Here is a 22,176-nt window from a genome sequence, read left to right on the forward strand (position 1 = left end):
ATCCGGTCAGCGGAGGAGCTGATCAACTGGCTGCGTCAACAACCTGTGCCAACAATAAAATTATTAGTTCAATTGGGGGAGTATATTAAAAAATATGCCTTAATCCGCCGATATTTAAAGGCAATCAAAAGTATACTCAAGGCAGTATAAGAGCGTAACAAGTATCAAAATGTCGCGATTCAACCGATCGGCAAGCTACTCACTGGCTTGATTTCTTCCATACAAATCATCGAACGCAACGACGCCACTCCCGGCACCTGCATCAAGCGATCAGTCAAGAACTGCGACAAACTTTTCAGATCAGGTGCGACTACTTTCAGGATGTAGTCGAAATCGCCGGTAATCGTATGGCACTCGATAATGTCCGGAAAGGCCATGATATTGCGCTCTACCTCGCGCACATTACGAAACTGCTCCCTATCCAGCGACAAATTCACAAAAGCCGTGACGCCAAGACCAATTGCCTCAGCCGACACCTGCGCGACATAGCCGCGGATGACCTTCTTCTCCTCAAGCGTACGAACCCGCCGCAGCGTTTGCGGCGGCGATAAATGGATATGCTCTGCCAGTTGCAGATTACTCATGCGACCATCATCTTGCAGATGCTTCAAAATACTGCGGTCATAGTTATCCATGTCATCCTCAAAAATTTAATAATTTTATGATTTAATTAAATTTAGAAACTAAAATCACTAAATCAATCTAATTAGAAATTATATTTCATTAAATCTGTTTTATATATTCTATTTAGAAATCTAATTTCCGGCCGATTCGCTACAATTTATAGCAGAACATCTAGCGATTCAGGCGTACAAATTCTCTTGAATCCGTTCTGGCACTACCCCCAAAAATCAACGGAGAACATCATGGTGACCTTCATCGGCACACAGGAAATGCAAACCCACCTGAAAAAAGTCAGCGTAGAAACAGCGATTGCACGCTTAGCTGACATGATCAAGGAAGATTATTTACGTTGGAGTCAATTCGACAAATGCGCACGCGTTGCCAGCCACTCAGATGTTGGCGTGATCGAATTAATGCCTATCTCTGACGGTACTCAATATTCATTCAAATACGTCAACGGACATCCAAAAAATACACAAGAAGGCTTGCTGACAGTAACAGCATTCGGTGTATTGGCAGATGTGGATACAGGCTATCCCAAGCTCTTGTCGGAATTAACATTGACTACCGCCATCCGGACCGCCGCTACCTCGGTACTTGCAGCAAAATACATGGCTCGTCCCGACTGCCGCAGCATGGCACTGATCGGCAATGGTGCGCAAAGCGAATTCCAGGCGATTGCCTTCCACTGCATCCTTGGTATACAAGAATTGCGTGTGTATGACGTTGATCCGGCCGCCACCGATAAATTGATCAAGAACCTGCGCGCGTATCCAAATTTGCGTATCATTCGCGCTGGGTCCACAGCAGAGGCTGTCAAAGGCGCAGATATCGTCACGACAGTGACGGCGGATAAAACCAATGCGCTGATTTTGCTGCCGGACATGATAGGCGATGGCGTGCATATCAATGGTGTTGGCGGCGATTGTCCGGGCAAGACAGAATTGCATGCTGACATTCTGAAAAACGCCAACGTGGTTGTCGAATACGAGCCGCAAAGCCGTATCGAAGGTGAGCTGCAACAGATGCCGGCAGATTTTGCTGTCACCGAATTGTGGCAAGTATTAGAAGGTCGCGTTGCGGGACGTCATAACGAAAAACAGGTCACCGTATTTGATTCCGTTGGCTTCGCTTTAGAAGATTTTTCCGCAATGCGTTATCTGGAAAAATACGTGATGCAAAAGAGTTCACCTATCCTGGATCTGGTACCTGAGTTACTCAATCCTAAAGATTTGTTTGGTATGGCCGTGGATGAAAAATCGACGTCCGTATCAAGCATCATTGCAACAGAAACAGCAGTACCGATAAACGCTTAAATTTTAACAAATAACCGAATGAAAACCATTTCCTTAATTGGAGCTCCAACCGATGTTGGAGCAAGTGTCAAAGGTGCAGGCATGGGTCCCGACGCGCTGCGCGTCGCTGGTTTAGTAGAAGCACTGGAGGCCAGGCAATTGCGCGTCGTTGACCGCGGCAATTTGCATGGCCCTGCCAATCCCTGGCAACAACCGGTAAATGGTTTGCGTCATTTAAAAGAAGCGATTGACTGGAATCAGGCCGTATTTGATGCCGTCGATCAGGCACTCAACGATGGTCACATGCCCATGATGCTGGGTGGTGATCATTGCCTGGCTATCGGCTCAATCAGCGCGATTGCCAAACACTGTAAAAAGAACGGTAAAAAACTCCGTGTCCTGTGGTTTGACGCTCACGCTGACAGCAATTTGTCGACGATTAGCCCGACCGGCAACATCCATGGCATGCCCGTCGCTTGTCTGATGGGTCATGGTCCTGAGCAATTAATTCATTATGCCGGTCACTCACCGGCAATGTCACCCGACCAGATTCGCATGATCGGCATACGCAGTGTGGATGCAGGCGAGAAAAAATTCATTCACGAAATGGGCATGCAGGTGTTCGATATGCGCTATATCGATGAACACGGTATGCGCAGCGTCATGAATAGCGCACTCCAAGGTATCGATGACAACACACATCTGCATGTGAGTTTCGATATGGACTGCCTCGATCCCGATATCGCTCCCGGTGTGGGAACTGCAGTATTGGGCGGCCCAACTTATCGGGAAGCACAATTGTGCATGGAAATGATCGCTGACAGCGGTCATCTTGCCTCACTCGATCTGGTGGAACTGAATCCCGCTCTTGATATACGTAACCAGACTGCCGTATTGGCCGTTGATCTGATCGAGAGTCTGTTTGGTAAATCGACGCTGGTCAGGATGTAATGCTAAAGCGGGTGTAGCGAAGCCCCGCAGCCCTGCAAATTTTCGTGGACGGATCACGAAAATTTTACGAATAAGCAGAGTTAGCCGCATGTTATTGCATGCGGCTTTTTTTATTCGTCTTCGCCTGTCTCAGTATTAAGTTTTGATCGATGACACGCAGATCGCAAAAAGTTTCAGAAGCTTACAAATTAAGCCACAAATCCCCGGCATATTTCGCTTCATCGCTGGAAGTAAAGTTGTTTTAGCGTTATGCTAAGGCATGACCGCCGACACGCTACGCACCCACCTGCCGCATACCAATCCAATCCCCAAAGGGCGTATTGGCCGCTTTGTATATGAGAGTGAAATCGGGCAAGGCTCGGTTGGTATTGTATATCTGTTTCGCGATCCCCTGATCGGCCGCAAAGTTGCGATCAAGATTCTGAATCCGCAACTACCTTCAAATCAACGTCAATTATTTGAAAAGCACTTTATTCAGGAGGCGCGCGCTGCCGGTCGCCTGAATCACTCGAATATCGTGACTGTCTATGACGCCGATAAAGAAGGCGATTTGCTGTATATCGTCATGGAGTACCTCGAAGGAAAAGAACTCCGTGATTTAATGATGGGGGGCCATCAATTCAGCTACAAACAGATTGCTGACATGATCGCCCGCACCGCCAATGCACTGGATTACGCACATGAGCATGGTGTAATCCATCGCGATATCAAACCCGCCAATATATTTATCACCGGTACAGCGACACCGAAGGTATTGGATTTTGGTATTGCCAGCGCCTCTCGTCAGTTATCTGATGGTGATGCAACACTGGGACAAGATCATCTGTCTGAACAACGCTTACTTGGCACACCCAACTACATGTCACCGGAGCAAACGCGCGGGGAATTAGTAGATGCGCGCACAGATATTTTTTCTCTGGGCGTTGTTCTGTACCAACTGCTGTGCGGTCAGTTGCCATTCAAGGGCGATAGCATCAAGCAGATTTTGCATGCGATTGCACATGATCCGGCGATCCCGCCACAAGAAATACGCACCGATGTTCCTTTGCGTCTGGCGCGGATTGCTGCCAAAGCATTAGCTAAAAAACCGGCAGACCGTTACGCCCGCGCCTCGGATATGGCGAACGATTTAAATCGCTTTTTATCCAAAGAAAGAGCCGAACGCATCATCGCCAAGATTCAGCAGCCCGCGACAGAAAAAGATGCCGCCGACACTACAGGTGACCGGCGCAGAAAAAGTGATCAGAAAAAATGGGGCATCAATCATTTGCTAATCGCTGCCGGCTTATCCATGGTGGTCGCGGTAGGTGTCTGGTCCTGGATGCATCCGGCGCCGCAAACGCTGGCTCCCGTTATCGCACAGACCGACGCGAGTAATCCGTCGTCCCTAGCAACGTCCGCAGAAAAAACCTCTGCCGTTCCAGCCAGCAGTTCGGTCAAAGAAGGCTCTGAAGAAATCGTCAATTTGCCACTGGCAACGACTGCAGCACCGGAAAAAATCACTAAAACGGATCCGGCAACGACAAAGTCTCAGCAAAAAAACAAGGCATCTGCAACCACGGTCGCGGCGCCACCAGTGCCTGTCGTGCTCGGTGCAGTACAATTGGCCGTCTCCCCCTGGGGTGAGGTGTATGTGGACGGAGAGGCCAAAGGGGTAGCACCGCCACTCACCAAATTAAATCTGGCAGTGGGTAAGCATAAAATTGAGTTCCGCAATGGTGACGATAGCTATGCCGTCAATATCGAAGTCAGTGCAGACAAGGAGAATAAAGTTGGCCACAGATTTTAAGCAGTCGTTACTGCACACAACAACACCTGATACCCGCAATAATATCCGCGATCTGGATTCGTCCACAAAACTATTCGGTAAGCGGATTATTCAACGGACAAACGACTTCACTGGCATAGCGAGTGCGCTAGGATTAGCGCTCGTTCTGGCGGGCTGCGCCGCACCGGAAGCACAGGTCGGATTATCCGACCTATCCGCCCGTCCCGGCGAAAAAGCTCTGTTATCAGGCATCCGTTCTTATGAAGACGCCCAATATGCCGAAGCAGAAAAATCGCTGACGCTGGCACTCGGCTCTGGTTTTACCGTTAAAAAAGATGCGGCGCTTGCGCACAAATATCTCGCGTTTATTTTCTGCACCAGCGCACGGATTGACGCATGCAAACAGGCGTTCCGCTCGGCACGTATGGCGGATCCGGGATTTGAGCTCACTAAAAGTGAAGTAGGCCATCCGCAATGGGGACCTGTCTATAAACAAGTCATGGCTGAATAAACTCAGACCAGATCCGCTCTTAGCTTCCTTCTCATATCCTCTGCCACAGAGATTGCCTGGACATTCATGATACGCAGCCTGCTGAAATGGCTGATAATTGCCAGCCTTGTTTTGTTAGGCGTTTCGCTATGGCGCATGCATGCCTTGCCTCCGGCTACGGAACTCTCTTCGTCATTGCTAGAAGAACCCATTCAAATACCGCTGAAACAAGCGGCGTTTTCCGTAGAATCACATGGCATCGCTTATCAGGTTCAGCCGCTGTATCAATATGATTTAACTGGTCTGGTCGTCAGTAAACACGATGCCAATACCTGGTGGGATTACTTGCATCGGGAGTGGAATGATAGCCTGAATATCGTTGATCTCTGCGTCGTCTGGGGCAATAACGTCCGTAGCGGCTCATACGCAGATATCGATTTTTCCAGTGGTCAGTTTACCTGTAATTTCAGTACGAACTCGAATGAGGCGTTTGCTGCTTTCGATCAGACGGCAATTTCAAACAATCACTTGCTAACCGATAACCCGCAACTCGCCAAGCTCATGCGCAGCGTACAAGTGGGCGACCAGATCCACTTTCGCGGTCAGCTTGCGGAGTACTCACATCATCACGGTTTTGCATTTAAGCGCGGCACCAGCATCACCCGCACTGACACAGGCAACGGTGCTTGCGAAACGGTATTTATTGAAAGTTTTGATATCCTCAGAACAGGCGGAAAACCCTGGCGCAGCCTGTGCTGGATCGCAGGGTTGATGCTGCTCTTCAGCCTGATCGCGTGGTTTATGCAACCGGTCAGGTTTAATGACTAAGTAAGTGAAAAGCAGTGAGTAATTACATACCAATCTGCTGATGTCTGCATGCATACCTGAATACCTGCTGTACATACCGGATACAATCAACAGAGCGGCAATAAAAAACCACCCTGATGTTGAGGGTGGTTTTTTGTATGGCCTGAAGCTAGTCGCTATTCAACCGCTTTCACCATATCTTCGATCACTTTTTTCGCATCACCGAACACCATCATGGTTTTATCCATGTAGAACAATTCATTGTCCAGACCGGCATAACCAGAGGCCATGGAGCGCTTGTTGACGATGACGGTTTTCGCTTTGTAAGCCTCCAGAATCGGCATGCCGGCAATCGGTGACTTGGGATCTTTGGCCGCTGGATTGACCACGTCATTCGCCCCCAATACCAGCACCACATCAGCCTGACCAAATTCGCTGTTGATATCTTCCATCTCAAAAACCTGGTCATACGGTACTTCAGCTTCTGCCAGCAAGACGTTCATATGACCAGGCATACGCCCTGCCACGGGATGAATCGCATATTTGACGGTGATCCCTTTGTGCGTGAGCTTTTCAGTTAATTCTTTCAGCGCATGTTGAGCACGTGCCACCGCCAGGCCATAACCCGGAACGATGATGACCGTCTCAGCATTACCCAACAAGAAAGCGACGTCGTCGGCAGAACCGGACTTGACATTGCGTTGCGCCTGCCCTGCGGCTGCCGCTTCGGTCGGTGCACCGCCAAAACCACCCAGCAAGACATTGAAGAAAGACCGGTTCATCGCCTTACACATAATGTAAGACAGAATCGCTCCCGATGAGCCAACCAGAGAACCCGCGATAATCAGCATCGAATTGTTTAGCGAAAAACCGATGCCCGCAGCCGCCCAGCCCGAATAACTATTTAGCATCGACACAACGACCGGCATATCCGCGCCACCGATAGGGATGATGATCAATACGCCAAGGATAAAAGCAATCGCTGTCATCAAGACAAATGGCAACCATGCAGGTGCATTACCAGGCGCGAAGCAAAAAATTAAACCCAGACCAAGCATAGCAATCGCCAGTATCAGGTTCAGAAAATGCTGGCCCTGAAAACTGACCGGTGCGCCCTGAAACAAACGGAATTTGTATTTACCCGATAATTTACCAAACGCAATCACCGAACCCGAGAACGTAATCGCACCGACAAACGTACCGATAAACAATTCCAGACGGTTACCAAAAGGGATTGCTGCGTCACGCGTGGTGATATTAAAAATCCATGGCTCCGCCACTACCGATACCGCGATACACACGGCTGCCAGGCCGATCAGCGAATGCATCGCAGCGACCAGCTCAGGCATCTTGGTCATCTCAACGCGTTTCGCCAGGGTTGCGCCAATACCGCCACCGACGACGACGCCAAGAACTACCAGCCCATAACCGAGACCAGAGCCAGCAGATTCATTTTTTAGCTTAACGATCAGCGCAACCGTGGTGGCAACCGCAATCGCCATACCGATCATGCCGAAAGCATTACCACGTCGTGCCGTCGACGGATGCGACAAGCCCTTGAGCGCCTGGATGAAACACACCGAGGCGATCAGGTACAACATCGTGACCAGATTCATGCTCATTATTTGTGCTCCTTAGCGCTGTTTGCATTGGCCTTGGGTTCTTTTTTCTTGAACATTTCCAGCATGCGCTGAGTGACCAGAAACCCGCCAAATACATTGACCGCCGCCAGTGCAACTGCCGCCGTACCCATGACTTGTGCCAGCAGGCCTTCGGTCAGGCCAGCAGCCAGCATCGCGCCAACAATAATGATGGCGGAGATGGCATTGGTCACAGCCATTAACGGTGTGTGCAATGCCGGTGTAACCGTCCAGACCACGTGGTAACCGACATAAATCGCCAGTACAAAAATGATCAGGTTGGTGAGGGTGTGACTAACTTCCATGATGTCCTCTCTTTTCTTTATTGGGGTGAGACATGCAAAGTAAACCGTCGGGATTAATATTCTTTAAGACTGGTCATTTGATTCTTGCCATCGACGAAAACGACTTTCGGCTTAAAGTTACTCGCCTCTTCATCGCTCATCGGAGCATAAGTGCAGATGATCATCAAATCACCGAGTTGTACCCGACGCGCTGCTGCGCCGTTCAACGAGATTTCGCCACTACCGCGTTTGCCTTTAATGACATAAGTGGAGAAGCGTTCGCCGTTGTTAACGTTATAAAGCTCAATCTGTTCGTGCTCCTTGATATCGGCAGCATCGAGCAGATTTTCATCGATACCACACGAACCTTCGTAGTGGAGATCGCACTGGGTCACAGATGCGCGATGAATTTTGGCGCGGAGCATATTTCTTTGCATGGTCGTTCTTCTTTCAATTACATTTACTAAAAAATTCTGGCTAAATTTCTTTAGCTGCACTACGTCACATAATGGCTGATGACGAGTGTCTGGCCTTATTTTCTTAAAACTTCACCGCCTGCGCACACCAAGGTTGCAACGACGATTTCATCTTCTTTATTGATCGCCAGAGCGGCGTCTTTATCAATAATCAGTTTTAAAAAATCCAGTACGTTGCGGGCATATAAGGCAGATGCATCGGCCGCAACCAGTGTGGCCAGATTAGGCTCGCCGATAATATGTACACCGTATTTGGTGACGGTTTTATTCAGTTCGGACAATGGACAATTGCCACCCTGCTCGACTGCCATATCGACAATCACGGAACCGGGCTTCATCGCTTTGACCGTATCTTCGGAAATCAAAACCGGTGCCTTGCGGCCAGGGATCAGCGCAGTCGTAATGATGATATCGGCTTGCTTGGCGCGCTCATGCACCAGAGCAGCCTGACGCTCCATCCATGCGGCGGGCATCGAACGTGCATAGCCGCCGGCGCCTTTAGCGATTTCGCGCTCTTCATCCGTCTCGTAAGGGACGTCGATAAATTTTGCCCCCAGAGATTCAACTTGCTCTTTCACCGGCGGGCGCACATCCGATGCCTCAATCACAGCTCCCAGACGTTTTGCCGTCGCGATTGCCTGCAAACCCGCAACGCCGACACCCATGATCAGGACGCGAGCGGCTTTGACGGTTCCGGCAGCGGTCATCAGCATTGGCATGAATCGCTGATAGGTATTCGCGGCCAGCATGACTGCTTTGTAGCCAGCGATATTTGCTTGCGAAGAGAGCACGTCCAGCGACTGCGCGCGGGTAATGCGCGGCGCGGCCTCAAGTGCAAATGCAGAAATTCCGTGTGCGGCCATCGCTGCAATATTCTCTGTATCAAACGGATTGAGCATGCCGACCAGTACCGTGCCGGATTTGATCATGACGCGCTCATCTGCACTTGGCGCCCTGACTTTCAACACCAGCTCGGCACCGAATGCCTCAGCCGCAGTACCGATCTGCGCACCAGCTGCCTGATAAGCCTCGTCGGTAATACTCGCTGCAATACCGGCACCGGATTGCACGATGACCTGATGTTTGGCCGTCACATATTTCTTAATGGTCTCTGGGGTCGCCGCTACACGCGTCTCGCCCGGCCGTGACTCGGCGGGGATGCCGATTCTCATAGGTTTGCTCCTTGGTTGCTTGTTTTAAATTAGTCGCACGGGCTCAAGATTCGACCCTCAATAATTTTTCACCAGACTACGCAAAACTCAGGCAATTCCATCGCTCTCACTGCTTGTTCAAGCTACCGGAATCCTTACCCGAATCTTACATTTGATATTCGACAACGATATTACACGCAAAATGTTTTTTAGCACAACCGTTCTATTTTCTGCTTTTTCTGACAAAGAATGCCTTGCATTTGCACCAATAGCGGGCAAATTGCGTTTGCTACACTAGCATGAAAACCCTCTTGAAATAAGGCTTTATCCATAAAACAGCCAAATTTAATACGTCTTTTCCGGCAAAACTGTTTGCTGTCAATTCATCATAAAAACCGCCCATAGATAAATTTCGCATTAGCTAATTCGGCATCAGATTTGCTGCTTTGCCACACAATATTTGATGGCAAAGTAAAATACCGGACTTATTGAAAGAAGCTATGTCCACAATTTGGAAACCCTCGGTCACGGTTGCAGCCATTATTGCGCGTGACGACCAATTTTTAATGATAGAAGAAGAGACCGAAGACGGCGTAAGGATCAACCAGCCGGCCGGTCATCTTGATCCCGACGAAACCCTGCAACAAGCTGTGATCCGTGAAACGCTCGAAGAAACCGCGCACGATTTCACACCGACAGAGTTAATCGGGACGTATCTGTCACGCTACGTGTCGCCGAAAACCGGTGAACAGGTCACCTACTTACGTTTTGCTTTTAGTGGCGAGCTGGGTCCACTGCATCAGCGCGCGCTGGATCATGGAATTTTGCGTACGGTCTGGATGAGTCATGCAGAATTGCTCGCATCACAGGAGCGCCATCGCAGCCCTCTGGTGATGCAATGTGTGAATGACTATCTGGCAGGTCAACGTGCGCCGCTGTCCCTGCTCTACACACATCCGTCTGCGTTGGAGGTCAGCATCACTAAACCTAATTCTGAACACAATTGAGCAAGACCACGAACAAGAAATAAGAAAGAGAAGTACAGCATGGCAAAGAAACGCGTAGTAATAGGTATGTCCGGTGGCGTCGACTCGTCCGTCTCTGCATGGCTGCTCAAAGAACAGGGTTATGAAGTCATCGGTCTCTTCATGAAGAACTGGGAAGATGACGATGACTCCGAATACTGCTCGACCCGCGAAGACTGGATTGATGCCGTCAGCGTGGCCGACGTGGTCGGCGTCGATATCGAAGCAGTGAATTTTGCGGCGGAGTATAAAGACCGCGTATTCGCCGAGTTCCTGCGCGAGTATCAGGCAGGTCGTACCCCGAACCCGGACGTGCTGTGTAACGCAGAAATTAAGTTCAAAGCCTTCCTCGACCATGCGATGAAGCTCGGCGCCGATTACATCGCCACCGGTCATTACGCACGCGTTCGTGAGATCAATGGTGAGTTCCAATTACTCAAAGCCCTCGACGCCAGCAAAGATCAAAGCTATTTCCTGCATCGCCTGAATCAGGCGCAATTGTGCAAGACACTCTTCCCATTAGGTGAGATTCAAAAAACCGACGTGCGTAAAATTGCAGAACAACTGCAACTGCCGAATGCCAAGAAAAAAGATTCTACCGGGATCTGCTTCATCGGCGAGCGCCCTTTCCGTGAATTTTTAAACCGCTATCTGTCGTATCAACCCGGCGACATGAAAACTCCGGAAGGCGAGATCGTAGGCCAACATGTCGGCTTGAGTTTTTACACTTTGGGTCAGCGTAAAGGGATAGGTATCGGCGGCATCAAATCACACCAAAACGCCGATGGCAGCAGTGATGCCTGGTATGTCGCAAGAAAAGATATCGCCAGCAATACGCTGTACGTAGTACAAGGTCATGATCATCCATGGTTGCTGTCCTCCGCATTAGAGGCCGGGCAAAATAGCTGGATCGCCGGACGTGCGCCAGACCAGATCCAGCTTTCGGCAAAAACTCGCTACCGCCAGGCAGACATCGCCTGCGCCCTACAAACACAAAGCGACAGCTTCGCCTTACATTTCGACGTCGCCCAATGGGCGGTGACGCCAGGTCAATCGGCGGTTTTATATGATGGCGATGTGTGTCTGGGTGGCGGGATTATCAGTGGTGCGACGGCTAGTTAGGCAGCGAGTCAAATGAAGGGACTATGCGGCTCGTAGCGAGCTGGCATGCTTGTTTATTTTGACACTGCCCGGCACTTTTTCGCTATAGTGCCGCATCTCAAAAAAAATCAGCCTGCTCGTATGCCATCCGTTCTGTCATCGTCTTCGTCATCTCTGCTCCCCCTTCGTTCGATATTTACCTTTTCCCGTTTAGTGCTGTGCGCACTGACATCATCCAGCATATTGAGCGCAAGCGCAGCGGACGAGAACAGCACGGCCAATACCAGTAAAGAACCTTTACACAGCGTCGAGGTGCGCGGTGCGCATAGCGTGCTGGATGAGCGCAAGCAGGCAACTGCCAGCAAGGCCATCGTCAATCAGGAAGATATCGCGCGCTATGGTGACAGTAATCTCAGTGATGTGCTTAAACGGGTTCCCGGTTTAAGTTTCAGCAGCACAGGTGCTTTACAGATGCGGGGGCTGGGAAATGGCTATACCCAAATTTTGCTGAACGGCGAAGCGACGCCGCAAGGCTTTTTAGTAGATAGTATCGCGCCCGATTTGATTGAGCGGATTGAAGTCTTGCGCAGTGCGACAGCAGAATTCAGCACGCAGGCAATTGCAGGGACGATCAATATTATCCTGAAAAGTAACGTCAAAAAACCACAGCACGATCTCAAAATCGGCGTCACCAGCAGCAATGGTAAATTTTCACCAACTGCGTCACTGCAATTGGCAGATCGACGAGGGGCGCTGGCCTACACCATTGCCGGAACATTGCAACATCAGCAGCGCACAACACCGTCCACTCAGGACGAAACAGGTAGCGGTCAGATCGCGCCGATGAATCTGCAACGACACGCCAATCTGGAAGAGCGCTTTACCAAGGATGAATTGAGTATTGCACCACGTCTGGTCTGGACGTTTTCAGAGGACGACACCCTGACCTCCCAAAGTTTTCTTAGCAGCAGCCGCATCAATAATATCAAAGAGCGGCATGAGACCAGCGCAATCGGCACGCTGTCTGAATTCCCGAACAATACCGGTAGTTGGGATGCCTATACCAATGCCTTACGCAGCAACCTGAACTGGCGACGTAAGTTATCCGACAGCGCCAGGATAGAAACGAGCGTCGGACTCAACATCAGTCACCGGCACACCTATTTTGATTTTAAAGGCATGTCGACACAGCAGGCTTTGTTAGAGCGACACGAAGTCGTTTCCGGTATTGATGACCAGACCGCGACGTTCAGCGGTAAATACACCGCACCGTATATTGATCATCATGCCTTGGTATTGGGCTGGGATGGCAGTCTGATACGTCGCGACGAAAATCGTATTGAGCACATGAGCGATGCGCTGGGCCAAGGTACTGCGGATAGTAATGAAGCCTATCAGTCAAATGTCAGACGCCTCGCCTTATTTGTGCAGGATGAATGGGAAATCAGTCGCCAGTTAAGTGCTGCCCTGGGCTTACGCTGGGAAGGATTGCAGACCACAACCGCTGGCAATGTACTGAGTCAGGTACATAATCAGTCCAGCGTCTTCAGCCCTTTGCTGCAAAGTGTATGGAAGCTCAATGATGACACTGCCAACGCAAAACAGACGCAACAATTCCGGCTGGCTCTGACGCGCACCTATAAAGCACCGACGACCACGAGCCTGATCCCGCGTCGCTATACCGTCGATAATAATAACAGCGCAATCAATCCTGACAACCAGGGCAATCCGCAGTTGCGCCCGGAACTTGCGTGGGGTCTGGACGCCGCGTTTGAACAGTACTTCGGACAAGGCGGCTTGTTCAGCGTGAGCATGTTTGTTCGTAAAATTGATGATGTGATTCTGGATAAAGTAACGCAACAAAACACCGTCTGGACCAGTACCCCGACCAATAGCGGCAAAGCACAAGTCCACGGCATCGAGCTGGAAATCAAATTGCCACTACAGAGCGTCATTAGCAAGGCGCCTGCTATTGATCTGCGTGCCAATCTGAATCGTAACTGGTCCAGCGTCGATCAAATCCCAGGCCCCGACAATCGCCTCGACCAGCAAACACCGCTCAGCGCCAACCTCGCACTCGATTACAAATGGGATCATCAACTCACGCTCGGCGGCAATCTCAGCTATCAGCGCGGCGGCAATGTCCGCAACTCATCTACCCTGAGCGGCATGACAGGCAATAACCGGACACTGGATTTATATGCGGCATGGAGTCTGGCAAAACAAACGCAACTGCGATTGTCGCTGACGAATCTATTCCCCCAAAATAAACTGGAAATTGCCCGCTATCAGGATATGCAGACGGCTCGACAATCAACGACGACGACATCGGGATTGAGTAGTATTAAGTTAATGCTGGAACAGGCGTTTTAGCCTGTCACCGAATAAGGGGTACAAGCGGCAAGTGCGATCAAACACTTCTGCAAAAATGGCATCAAGAACACGATACAGCTAGCACCAGGAGCAGCGTATCAGGATGCAATTTAATATACCTCCCTTATTTTTTATGGAAGTAGCCTTACTCCGCAATGCTTATGCAGGCGTACAAAATATACTCCAGATAAGTATGTTTAATATATGGCTATATATGCAGATGTATGCAGATATATGTAGATATCAACGCCGTTTTCAGGCAATAACAAATCCACGCCAAGTCTAAATCCCGTTGAGTGAAGCACCAAAGCTAAAGTCGTGATCCTTATGCAGGCAAGGATCCTACGTCTTGTGGGAATGATTCCGCGATATTCCGGCATTCGCAGGAACGATGAAGCGAAGGGTACGGCTTAACTGAACAGCTCCAACTTGCAGCCTTCCCTCCAAGCTTTCTCTCCAAAAAAATATATCTATCCGTGCTTAAGCAATTTCGTCCGATCCCGTCTGAGCGGAATCCAAGGTCGGTTAACCTTGAAATGGTAAGTGGCAATCTGTGCGCTAGCAAACAGATCACCACAAATGAAGCAGGCATGATGCGATGTGTTTGTATGACCGGATCGGCTGAGTAATGCATCGAATACACCTACTACACCTGGTGCAGCGCAACCATGCGATCCGGCGATCTGCTGACACTCACGTTAGTCAATCAATTCCGTTACAGTCCAGGCTTTTTCTCAATGCCAACGCGGGAATGCTTGCTTCTTATCTATTTTCACATTGAGGTACTCATCATGAAATATCCGATTTTATTATTGGCCCTGCTTGGCACCGTGACCTTATCTGCTTGCGAACGTCAGGCTCCGCCGGTTGTCGTTCAGGTTCCGGTCGCAGTCCCTGGCCCTACTGGTGCAACGGGTGCAACAGGTTCCACTGGCGCGGCAGGTCAGGCTGGAGCGCCCGCGTCTGTCGGTGCGACGGGCGCTACCGGTGCCAGCGGCGCTCAAGGCATGCCTGGCTACGATGGCAATAAAGGTGATGCGGGTGCCAAAGGTGAGCCAGGAACGCCCGGCAAACCCGGCGATACCGTCATCGTCGTACCTAAATAAATCCGGTCAGATTGTCAGATGATCATAGGCGAGAAATCCTCTCCGGAGGATTTCTGAAAAACCCTTCCATGCCATTACGTTACACGCAAAGACAAAAATACTACGGAACAACACGAACAATACAAATGACATAAACAGCACAGTACCTTGTCGTGCTATTACAAAATCACAAAGGAAATCCTATGACGATTCTCATCAATCTTATTATTTATCTGGTGGTATTCGGTCTAATCTGGTGGCTGGTTGGCTTACTTCCCTTACCCTCACCGGTGGCACAAGTCGTACGCGTACTATTTATCATCTTATTAATTGTGATTATTCTGTCCGCATCCGGCATTTTGCCCGGCATTCATTTGCCGAGCTTATCAGGCTGATTCCACCCAAGCTCATGTCAGCCATCAGAGACAGTCGTGATCATCATACTAGCTTGATCCGCGCGCACCGTTGTACACTCAGGGAATACCATCACCCGCTTATCAACGGAGAACACCATGCATGTTGCGCGCTACCTGACTTTGATCATTGCCAGCTTCGTATTTTTGTTGTCGATGTTCATTGCCTATCTATTTCATGCAGGCTGGTGGCTGGTCGCACTCTCTGGCGGTATTACGGCAATCGGTGTTGCCGACCTGCTGCAAACCAAACGCTCCATTTTGCGCAACTATCCCATCATTGCGCATTTTCGTTTTTTCTTTGAATCGATCCGCCCTGAAATACGCCAGTATTTTTTAGAGGAAGATACCGCTGCTAATCCTTTTTCCCGCAATCAGCGCTCAATCGTGTATCAGCGTGCCAAGCAAGAGTTGGATAAGCGCCCTTTCGGTACGCAGCTTGATGTCTATCAATCGGGCTATGAATGGATCAATCATTCGATCACTCCCAGCAAAATAGATAGCCACGATTTCCGGATCACGATCGGCGCGGATCGCCCGCAGCCCTACTCTGCCAGCGTGTTTAATATCTCGGCAATGAGCTTTGGCGCCTTGTCGGCGAATGCCATCCGCGCACTGAATCAGGGGGCGCAAAAAGGCCGCTTCATGCATGACACGGGCGAAGGCAGTATCAGCCGTTACCACAAGCCTGAGAGCGGCGATGAGCCAGGTGGCGATCTGGTATGGGAAATTGGTTCCGGCTATTTTGGCTGTCGCACTATAGACGGTAGTTTTTCTGAAGAGCGCTTCGTCGCCAGCGCCTCTTTACCTCAAGTCAAAATGATAGAACTGAAATTGTCGCAGGGTGCTAAACCCGGCCACGGCGGCTTGCTACCGGGCGCCAAAGTGACGATAGAAATCGCTGAAGCTCGCGGCGTCCCGGCAGGTACCGATTGCGTATCACCGGCATCGCACTCGGCATTTTCTACTCCGGTAGAAATGCTGCAATTTATCGATAAACTACGCACACTGTCCGGCGGCAAACCGACGGGCTTTAAATTTGCCGTCGGTCATCCATGGGAGTTTTTCGGGATTGTCAAAGCCATGCTGGCAACCGGTATCACGCCAGACTTTATCGTGGTTGACGGCGGAGAAGGCGGCACCGGTGCTGCCCCTGTCGAGTTCACCGATCACGTCGGCGTGCCTTTGCAAGAAGCCTTGCTGCTAGTACATAACACGCTGGTCGGCACAAACCTGCGCGACAAAGTAAAAATCGGCGCTTCCGGCAAAATCATTACCGCCTTCGATATCGCCCGCACGATCGCGCTCGGCGCCGACTGGTGCAATTCGGCACGCGGATTCATGTTTGCGCTCGGCTGCATTCAGTCACAAAGTTGCCATACCGGCAAATGCCCGACCGGTGTCGCAACCCAGGATCCGCTACGTCAACGTGCCCTGTTCATTCCCGACAAGGCAGAACGTGTTGCGCATTTCCATCAAAATACCCTGAAAGCGCTGGCAGAACTGATCGCCGCAACAGGCTTACATCATCCGGCAGAACTCAAACCCTATCATCTGGTACGCCGCGTTTCGGGCAATCAAGTCAAACTGGTATCTAGTCTGCTGCCTTATCTGGACGCCGGCGAGCTGTTGGATCCCAGTCAGCTTAGCCGCATGCCGGAAGTGTTCGCCACCTACTGGCCACTGGCTCAGGCAGAATCCTTTCATCCCATCAAATAAATATACTCCCCACTTTTTATATAAAACCTAGCTTATTCCGCACGTCTTTATTAGGAATAAAAAATATACTAGGGCAAGTATATAAACAACAGCGATCTTATGCGACATCGCCTGAGATTGCATTTCTTCATCTTTTTACTAACAAAATTGAGTAACAAGATGATATTTCAAAATAAAACTCGATAGAAACGCGATATTCTTGGCAGTCACCCAATTTCATTCAAATTTGATGAGATAAAATAGCAAATACCATGCTGCATAAAATTTCAGCATTTTTTTGATGCGTTTTATTTCTTTACAATTTAAAACGATGAAATTATATTTACATTTTACTTGCCGATTAATCCTTACTTATCTCCTTTAGATTGCCACCGATCATGAATCGATTCGATAACCAAGCACTAGGTGGTACGGTTAATACCCGCATCGGCAAGGTGTACATGCACCTGTCCAAAGCGCACAGAAAAACTGCCGATTACGTGTTATCGAATGTCTTCCGTTCAGCGACCATGTCGATTGATGAACTGGCCAATGCCGTCGGGATCTCGGTTGCCACCGCCAACCGCTTTGCCCGCGCACTGGGCTTTGAAGGCTATCCACAATTCCGCGCAGAACTGGTCTGCGGTTTTGAAGCGATGCTGGCACCGATTGATAAATTACGCAGCGAAGTACAACGTCCCGCAAGCAGCACCGAAATCATTGCAGGCTCGCTGAATGAAGATCTGAATAATCTGGAGGCGACACGTCGCTCCCTGGTGCCCGATGTCTGCAATCAGGCAGTCAAAATGATTTTGAATGCCGAGCGCATCTATATCGTTGGTTATGGCGCGAGTGCTTTTCTCGGTGGACTGATGGCGCATGGACTGGATCCATTTTGTCAGACCATACAATCCACGATAGGCTCGGGGGGACCATCGCATGTGGCACGTCAGTTATTCAAGTACACCGAACGTGATCTGGTGATTGGCATTACCTTTCCGCGTTATGCCGAAGATGTGATCACGCTGTTACAGCAGGTTCGGGAAAAAGGTGTACCGATTCTGGCGCTGACCGATGCTCCCAGCTCGCCGCTGGCATCGATTGCAAATCTGACCTTGTACGCGCAAACCCGTCGTCAGCTATCGCCGAATTCCGAAGGTGCGGCTCTCTGTCTGATCGAAGCTATTTGCAGCGCCGTCGCACATCAAGCCAAATCACCGGTGCACGCTGCATCAGAGATGACAAAATTCATGCTGCCATGGATGTATCAGGAACCAAATTCAGGCACACGCAGATCAACGCCCGTCGAAGATGCGACGAAAAAATCACCATCTGATCATCCTGTCTGATAATCCCGTTTGATTCGCACTTATACATCCATGTTGCACTGTGTTTTATCTCATTCCCGTCGAACAATACCGGAGTAAATCACCGTCAGCATGATGGTGAATTTCATCATCGATTACCGCAGGATTTCACTGGCACAAACGCCGGCCAGCTACTACACTTGCCTTGTTTTCATTCAAACAACAAGGTAAACCCATCATGCTTGCACAAAAGCTGCCAAAATTTATTGCGCTGATCATCGTTCTCATCCTGCTGTTTTCGCTATCACCTTTCGCCACGATCCCGGCAGGTTATCGCGGGGTATTGACGACCTTCGGCAAGCCGTCGGACGAAGTGTATAGCGAAGGCATACACTTCGTCTGGCCGATAGCACAGAGCATGCACCGCGTCTCTGTCGCGATCCAGAAAGGCGAAGGCGACGGCGATGCTGCTTCCAAAGATTTGCAAACCGTGCACACCAAGATTGCGATCAATTATCACATCCGTCCGGACGCTGTCGTATCGGTGTATCGCGATCTCGGCAATGAGGCAGGTGAGCGCATCATTATCCCTAGCGTGCAAGAAGCGGTGAAAGCCGTTACCGCACGCTTCACCGCCGAAGAGCTGATCTCTCGCCGCTCACAAGTCCGCGACGAAATCATCCTCGCATTACGCGAACGGATGGCACGCCACGGCCTGGTCGTTGATGAGTTCTCCATCGTCAATTTTAACTTTAGCAAAACCTTTAACGAGGCGATCGAGGCAAAGACAACGGCAGATCAATTGAAGATGAAAGCGGAACGCGACCTGCAAAGAATCGAAGTCGAAGCGAAACAAAAAATCTCCCGCGCCCGCGCTGAAGCAGAAGCCTTAGCTCTGCAACGTCAGCAGGTTACGCCAGAATTGCTACGTTTGCGCGAGACCGAGAATCAGGCAAAAGCGATAGAAAAATGGGATGGTCGTTTACCGACAACCACTGGTGGCGCGATCCCCTTCCTGAACATTGGCAATCGTGGTGATAACAAATAAGAGATGCGCAAGAACTCAGTCACCCAGCGTCTGACATGTCGAAGTCGAATATAGAATATCGGATGTAGTAAGCAAAACGGCAGCTTCACTGGCTGCCGTTTTTATGTACTTCTACTAAAAGAAACAAAGAATAATTACTCTGCCGCGATCACCTGCGCTGCCGCATTCACTACGGCAGCGATACGGCCAACGTCACGCAACTGCACGGTGGACATTCCCTCTTTTTTCAGCAATTCGAAATGCGATTTCACACAGAAATGGCATTTACCAACGATCGATGCCGCAAGTGCATACATCTCAAAACGACGCTTATCAACACCACCGTTTGTCGCGTAAGCGTTCATGCGCAATTGCGCCGCCTGAGTTTTGAGATCGGCATCGTCTGCCATTTCAACGAATGGATACCAGACGTTGTTCATTCCCATCAAAGCGGATGCCGTCAAGGCTGCATGAATTTCTTCGGGCGAGATCGCGCCGCTGCCTTTGATTGCATCGATGATGACCTTACTTTTTGCAGCGAATGCCGCAGCCAGCGCAACGCCGACGGCATCATTGCCTTCGAGACTAGAGCGAGCAATCGTGCCATCGATATTCAGGCGGATATCTTTCGCGTAATCAGGGATAAGATCTTTAATTGAATTTAAGAATTCCATAGCATTTTCCTATCATTTGGTGATTTTAAAACCCGCCTAGGCGGGTTTTCGTCATTGATGTGGACATGACACGATGTCCGCATCAAATTTACAGTGTAGAACCACCCACTGTACGATTGCAAGGGCACAGTTCGTCTGTTTGCAAACCATCCAGAATACGCAGGATTTCAGTCGGGTTACGGCCGACGTTCAGGTTGTTCACAGAAACGTGTTGAATGACATTGTCCGGATCAACGATGAAAGTCGCACGCAAAGCTACGCCTGCGTTCACATCACGAACACCCAGCATATCAACCAAAGAGCCTGTAGCGTCACCGAACGCGTGATGATTCAGCTTGTCCAGATCTTTGTGTTCACGGCGCCATGCCAATTTGCAGAATTCGTTGTCAGTAGAGCCGCCTAACAAAATAGCGTCGCGATCAGCAAAATCTTTTGTCAATTTAGCGAATTCAACGATTTCTGTCGGGCAAACAAACGTGAAATCTTTTGGATAGAAGTAAATGATTTTCCATTTACCTGGAAAAGAGGCTTCAGTGATTGTTTCGAAAGCGGATACGCCGTTTTCTTCATGATGATTAAAACCTGGCTTAGCGGCTGGTACGCTGAATGCGTCGAGTTTTTGACCTACAGTTTTCATAACTTTCTCCTGAATGGTGGTGTAAAGAGTGGCTAAAACAATCCTGTTTAGTCACATTGGGTCGAAGCATATCACTATGAATTTTAAATATCCAATAGATTTTAGCTAAAAACCAATTAGCCAAAACATATGTGCATGGTGATGCACTCCTGATCAGCGGCTATCGGTGCACATCAATACCCCTCGACAGCATCATGCAGCAGATCTAATACAAACGTGTGACATTGATCGCAGACATTAGGTAAAGGATTGATTGCACGCGTCAGCCGTTGTAGCGCTTACACGTAAATCGCGATGGTCTTATTCCTTCAAGCATCGCATGCTAATTACGTTTCCACGAAGTGATAGCGGTCTGATGGAAAATCCAGGTTAACTCCTGATTAAGCTCACATTCTGCTCAGTCACCGTTATAATCCTTGCACTTCTTTATTTGGAATGATTTATCGTGTCTGATCGCCTCGCTGTATTACCCCAATACTTAATGCCGAAAAAGGCGCTCACTGAATTTGGCAGCCTGATTGCTGATGCTAAAGCAGGCAATCTGACAACCAAGCTCATACGCTGGTTCGTCGGCAAATATCAGGTCGATATGAACGAGGCAGCGAATCCAGACATCGCCAGCTACGCCAGCTTCAACGAATTCTTTACCCGTGCACTGCGCCCGGATGCCCGCCCATTAGCAAACGCCGATATGGTCTGCCCTGTAGATGGCGCGATCAGTCAGTTTGGCCCGGTTGCGCAAGGCCAGATCTTTCAGGCGAAAGGTCATGATTATTCTGCTATCGCCCTGGTCGGTGGCGATAAGGAACTGGCAGCCCATTTCCATAAAGGTAGTTTTGCAACCATCTATCTGAGTCCACGTGATTACCACCGTATTCACATGCCTTGTGATGGTCGCCTGACCAGAATGATCTATGTTCCAGGTGATCTGTTCTCCGTCAATCCGACTACCGCTCGCGGTGTTCCCGGCTTATTTGCGCGTAATGAGCGTGTCGTTTGTGTGTTTGAGTCAGCGAACGGCCCGTTTGTACTGGCGCTGGTGGGTGCGACGATCGTTGGCAGCATGGCGACAGTCTGGCACGGCATTGTCAATCCGCCGCGCACCAAACACATCCGGGAATGGCACTATAAGGATCAGGACATCGTTCTTAAAAAGGGCGAAGAAATGGGGCGCTTTTTATTAGGCTCGACCGTCGTCCTGCTATTCCCAGAAAACACGGTAGATTTCAACCCTGCGTGGCAAGCTGCCGGCCCTGTCCGCATGGGCGAGATGATGGGCAACATACCTCAGCCACTGAATCCTTAAAAAAATCGCGGACAAGCATTACATCCGGTAATGCAATCATTGCT

At 49.8% G+C, this 22,176-nt stretch carries 21 protein-coding genes; 14 read left to right on the plus strand and 7 right to left on the minus strand.

Annotated elements, in window-relative coordinates:
• Positions 1-179: 179 nt before the first annotated feature.
• Complete coding sequence (locus tag ACO0K4_RS05170; protein WP_422955556.1) at positions 180-635, minus strand: Lrp/AsnC family transcriptional regulator; 456 nt, start codon at positions 633-635, stop codon at positions 180-182.
• Between the two features lie 231 nt (positions 636-866).
• Here ACO0K4_RS05170 and ACO0K4_RS05175 point away from each other — a divergent pair, with 231 nt between their 5' ends.
• The 5 genes from ACO0K4_RS05175 (at position 867) to ACO0K4_RS05195 (ending at position 5,956) form a co-directional block, all read left to right on the plus strand.
• Complete coding sequence (locus ACO0K4_RS05175) at positions 867-1,940, plus strand: ornithine cyclodeaminase (protein WP_422955557.1); 1,074 nt, start codon at positions 867-869, stop codon at positions 1,938-1,940.
• Positions 1,941-1,958: 18 nt separating this feature from the next.
• Positions 1,959-2,870 (plus strand): arginase, encoded by a 912-nt coding sequence (gene rocF, locus ACO0K4_RS05180; RefSeq protein ID WP_422955558.1) that lies wholly within the window; start codon positions 1,959-1,961, stop codon positions 2,868-2,870.
• Between the two features lie 259 nt (positions 2,871-3,129).
• Positions 3,130-4,659 (plus strand): serine/threonine protein kinase, encoded by a 1,530-nt coding sequence (locus ACO0K4_RS05185; RefSeq protein WP_422955559.1) that lies wholly within the window; start codon positions 3,130-3,132, stop codon positions 4,657-4,659.
• On the plus strand, positions 4,643-5,149 hold the full coding sequence (locus tag ACO0K4_RS05190; protein ID WP_422955560.1) for a TssQ family T6SS-associated lipoprotein: 507 nt from the start codon (positions 4,643-4,645) through the stop codon (positions 5,147-5,149). The genes ACO0K4_RS05185 and ACO0K4_RS05190 overlap by 17 nt, the downstream gene beginning before the upstream one ends.
• A gap of 66 nt (positions 5,150-5,215) precedes the next feature.
• The gene (locus ACO0K4_RS05195; protein ID WP_422955561.1) at positions 5,216-5,956 is read left to right on the plus strand and encodes a hypothetical protein; all 741 of its coding nucleotides are present in this window, start codon (positions 5,216-5,218) and stop codon (positions 5,954-5,956) included.
• A gap of 155 nt (positions 5,957-6,111) precedes the next feature.
• Here ACO0K4_RS05195 and ACO0K4_RS05200 read toward each other — a convergent pair whose 3' ends face one another.
• From ACO0K4_RS05200 to ACO0K4_RS05215, 4 genes are all read right to left on the minus strand, one after another.
• On the minus strand, positions 6,112-7,557 hold the full coding sequence (locus ACO0K4_RS05200; protein ID WP_422955562.1) for an NAD(P)(+) transhydrogenase (Re/Si-specific) subunit beta: 1,446 nt from the start codon (positions 7,555-7,557) through the stop codon (positions 6,112-6,114).
• On the minus strand, positions 7,557-7,880 hold the full coding sequence (locus ACO0K4_RS05205; RefSeq protein ID WP_422955563.1) for an NAD(P) transhydrogenase subunit alpha: 324 nt from the start codon (positions 7,878-7,880) through the stop codon (positions 7,557-7,559). The genes ACO0K4_RS05200 and ACO0K4_RS05205 overlap by 1 nt, the downstream gene beginning before the upstream one ends.
• Before the next feature lie 53 nt (positions 7,881-7,933).
• Entirely contained in the window at positions 7,934-8,296 is a 363-nt protein-coding gene (panD, locus tag ACO0K4_RS05210) for an aspartate 1-decarboxylase (protein WP_262835309.1), read from the minus strand.
• Between the two features lie 95 nt (positions 8,297-8,391).
• Positions 8,392-9,507: a Re/Si-specific NAD(P)(+) transhydrogenase subunit alpha gene (locus ACO0K4_RS05215; RefSeq protein ID WP_422955564.1), complete on the minus strand. Its 1,116-nt coding sequence runs from the start codon at positions 9,505-9,507 to the stop codon at positions 8,392-8,394.
• A 479-nt stretch (positions 9,508-9,986) separates the two neighbouring features.
• On the opposite strand from ACO0K4_RS05215, the gene ACO0K4_RS05220 reads away from it, so the two are divergent.
• The 8 genes from ACO0K4_RS05220 to ACO0K4_RS05255 all read left to right on the plus strand — a co-directional run bounded on the left by ACO0K4_RS05220 (position 9,987) and on the right by ACO0K4_RS05255 (position 19,536).
• Complete coding sequence (locus ACO0K4_RS05220; RefSeq protein ID WP_422955565.1) at positions 9,987-10,493, plus strand: NUDIX hydrolase; 507 nt, start codon at positions 9,987-9,989, stop codon at positions 10,491-10,493.
• 39 nt (positions 10,494-10,532) lie between these two features.
• Positions 10,533-11,633 (plus strand): tRNA 2-thiouridine(34) synthase MnmA, encoded by a 1,101-nt coding sequence (mnmA, locus tag ACO0K4_RS05225; protein WP_422955566.1) that lies wholly within the window; start codon positions 10,533-10,535, stop codon positions 11,631-11,633.
• Positions 11,634-11,753: 120 nt separating this feature from the next.
• Positions 11,754-13,985, plus strand: coding sequence for a TonB-dependent receptor plug domain-containing protein (locus ACO0K4_RS05230; RefSeq protein ID WP_422955567.1), 2,232 nt, complete (start codon positions 11,754-11,756; stop codon positions 13,983-13,985).
• A 791-nt stretch (positions 13,986-14,776) separates the two neighbouring features.
• Entirely contained in the window at positions 14,777-15,091 is a 315-nt protein-coding gene (locus ACO0K4_RS05235; RefSeq protein ID WP_422955568.1) for a collagen-like protein, read from the plus strand.
• A gap of 182 nt (positions 15,092-15,273) precedes the next feature.
• On the plus strand, positions 15,274-15,465 hold the full coding sequence (locus ACO0K4_RS05240) for a Thivi_2564 family membrane protein (RefSeq protein ID WP_422955569.1): 192 nt from the start codon (positions 15,274-15,276) through the stop codon (positions 15,463-15,465).
• A gap of 117 nt (positions 15,466-15,582) precedes the next feature.
• On the plus strand, positions 15,583-17,202 hold the full coding sequence (locus tag ACO0K4_RS05245) for an FMN-binding glutamate synthase family protein (RefSeq protein ID WP_422955570.1): 1,620 nt from the start codon (positions 15,583-15,585) through the stop codon (positions 17,200-17,202).
• Positions 17,203-17,579: 377 nt separating this feature from the next.
• A complete protein-coding gene (locus ACO0K4_RS05250) occupies positions 17,580-18,530 on the plus strand; it encodes a MurR/RpiR family transcriptional regulator (RefSeq protein ID WP_422955571.1) in 951 nt (316 codons plus the stop codon).
• 196 nt (positions 18,531-18,726) lie between these two features.
• The gene (locus ACO0K4_RS05255; RefSeq protein ID WP_422955572.1) at positions 18,727-19,536 is read left to right on the plus strand and encodes a prohibitin family protein; all 810 of its coding nucleotides are present in this window, start codon (positions 18,727-18,729) and stop codon (positions 19,534-19,536) included.
• A 134-nt stretch (positions 19,537-19,670) separates the two neighbouring features.
• Here the strand turns inward: ACO0K4_RS05255 and ACO0K4_RS05260 are convergent, their stop codons facing one another.
• Together ACO0K4_RS05260 and ACO0K4_RS05265 are read right to left on the minus strand one after the other, a co-directional pair.
• Positions 19,671-20,189 (minus strand): carboxymuconolactone decarboxylase family protein, encoded by a 519-nt coding sequence (locus ACO0K4_RS05260; RefSeq protein WP_422955573.1) that lies wholly within the window; start codon positions 20,187-20,189, stop codon positions 19,671-19,673.
• 88 nt (positions 20,190-20,277) lie between these two features.
• Positions 20,278-20,826, minus strand: a complete 549-nt coding sequence (locus ACO0K4_RS05265) for a peroxiredoxin (protein ID WP_422955574.1) — start codon at positions 20,824-20,826, stop codon at positions 20,278-20,280.
• Positions 20,827-21,271: 445 nt separating this feature from the next.
• On the opposite strand from ACO0K4_RS05265, the gene asd reads away from it, so the two are divergent.
• A complete protein-coding gene (gene asd / locus ACO0K4_RS05270; protein WP_422955575.1) occupies positions 21,272-22,132 on the plus strand; it encodes an archaetidylserine decarboxylase in 861 nt (286 codons plus the stop codon).
• The last annotated feature ends 44 nt before the right edge of the window (positions 22,133-22,176 follow it).

It is taken from the genome of Undibacterium sp. RuTC16W (genome assembly GCF_049339445.1).
GTDB lineage: Bacteria > Pseudomonadota > Gammaproteobacteria > Burkholderiales > Burkholderiaceae_D > Undibacterium.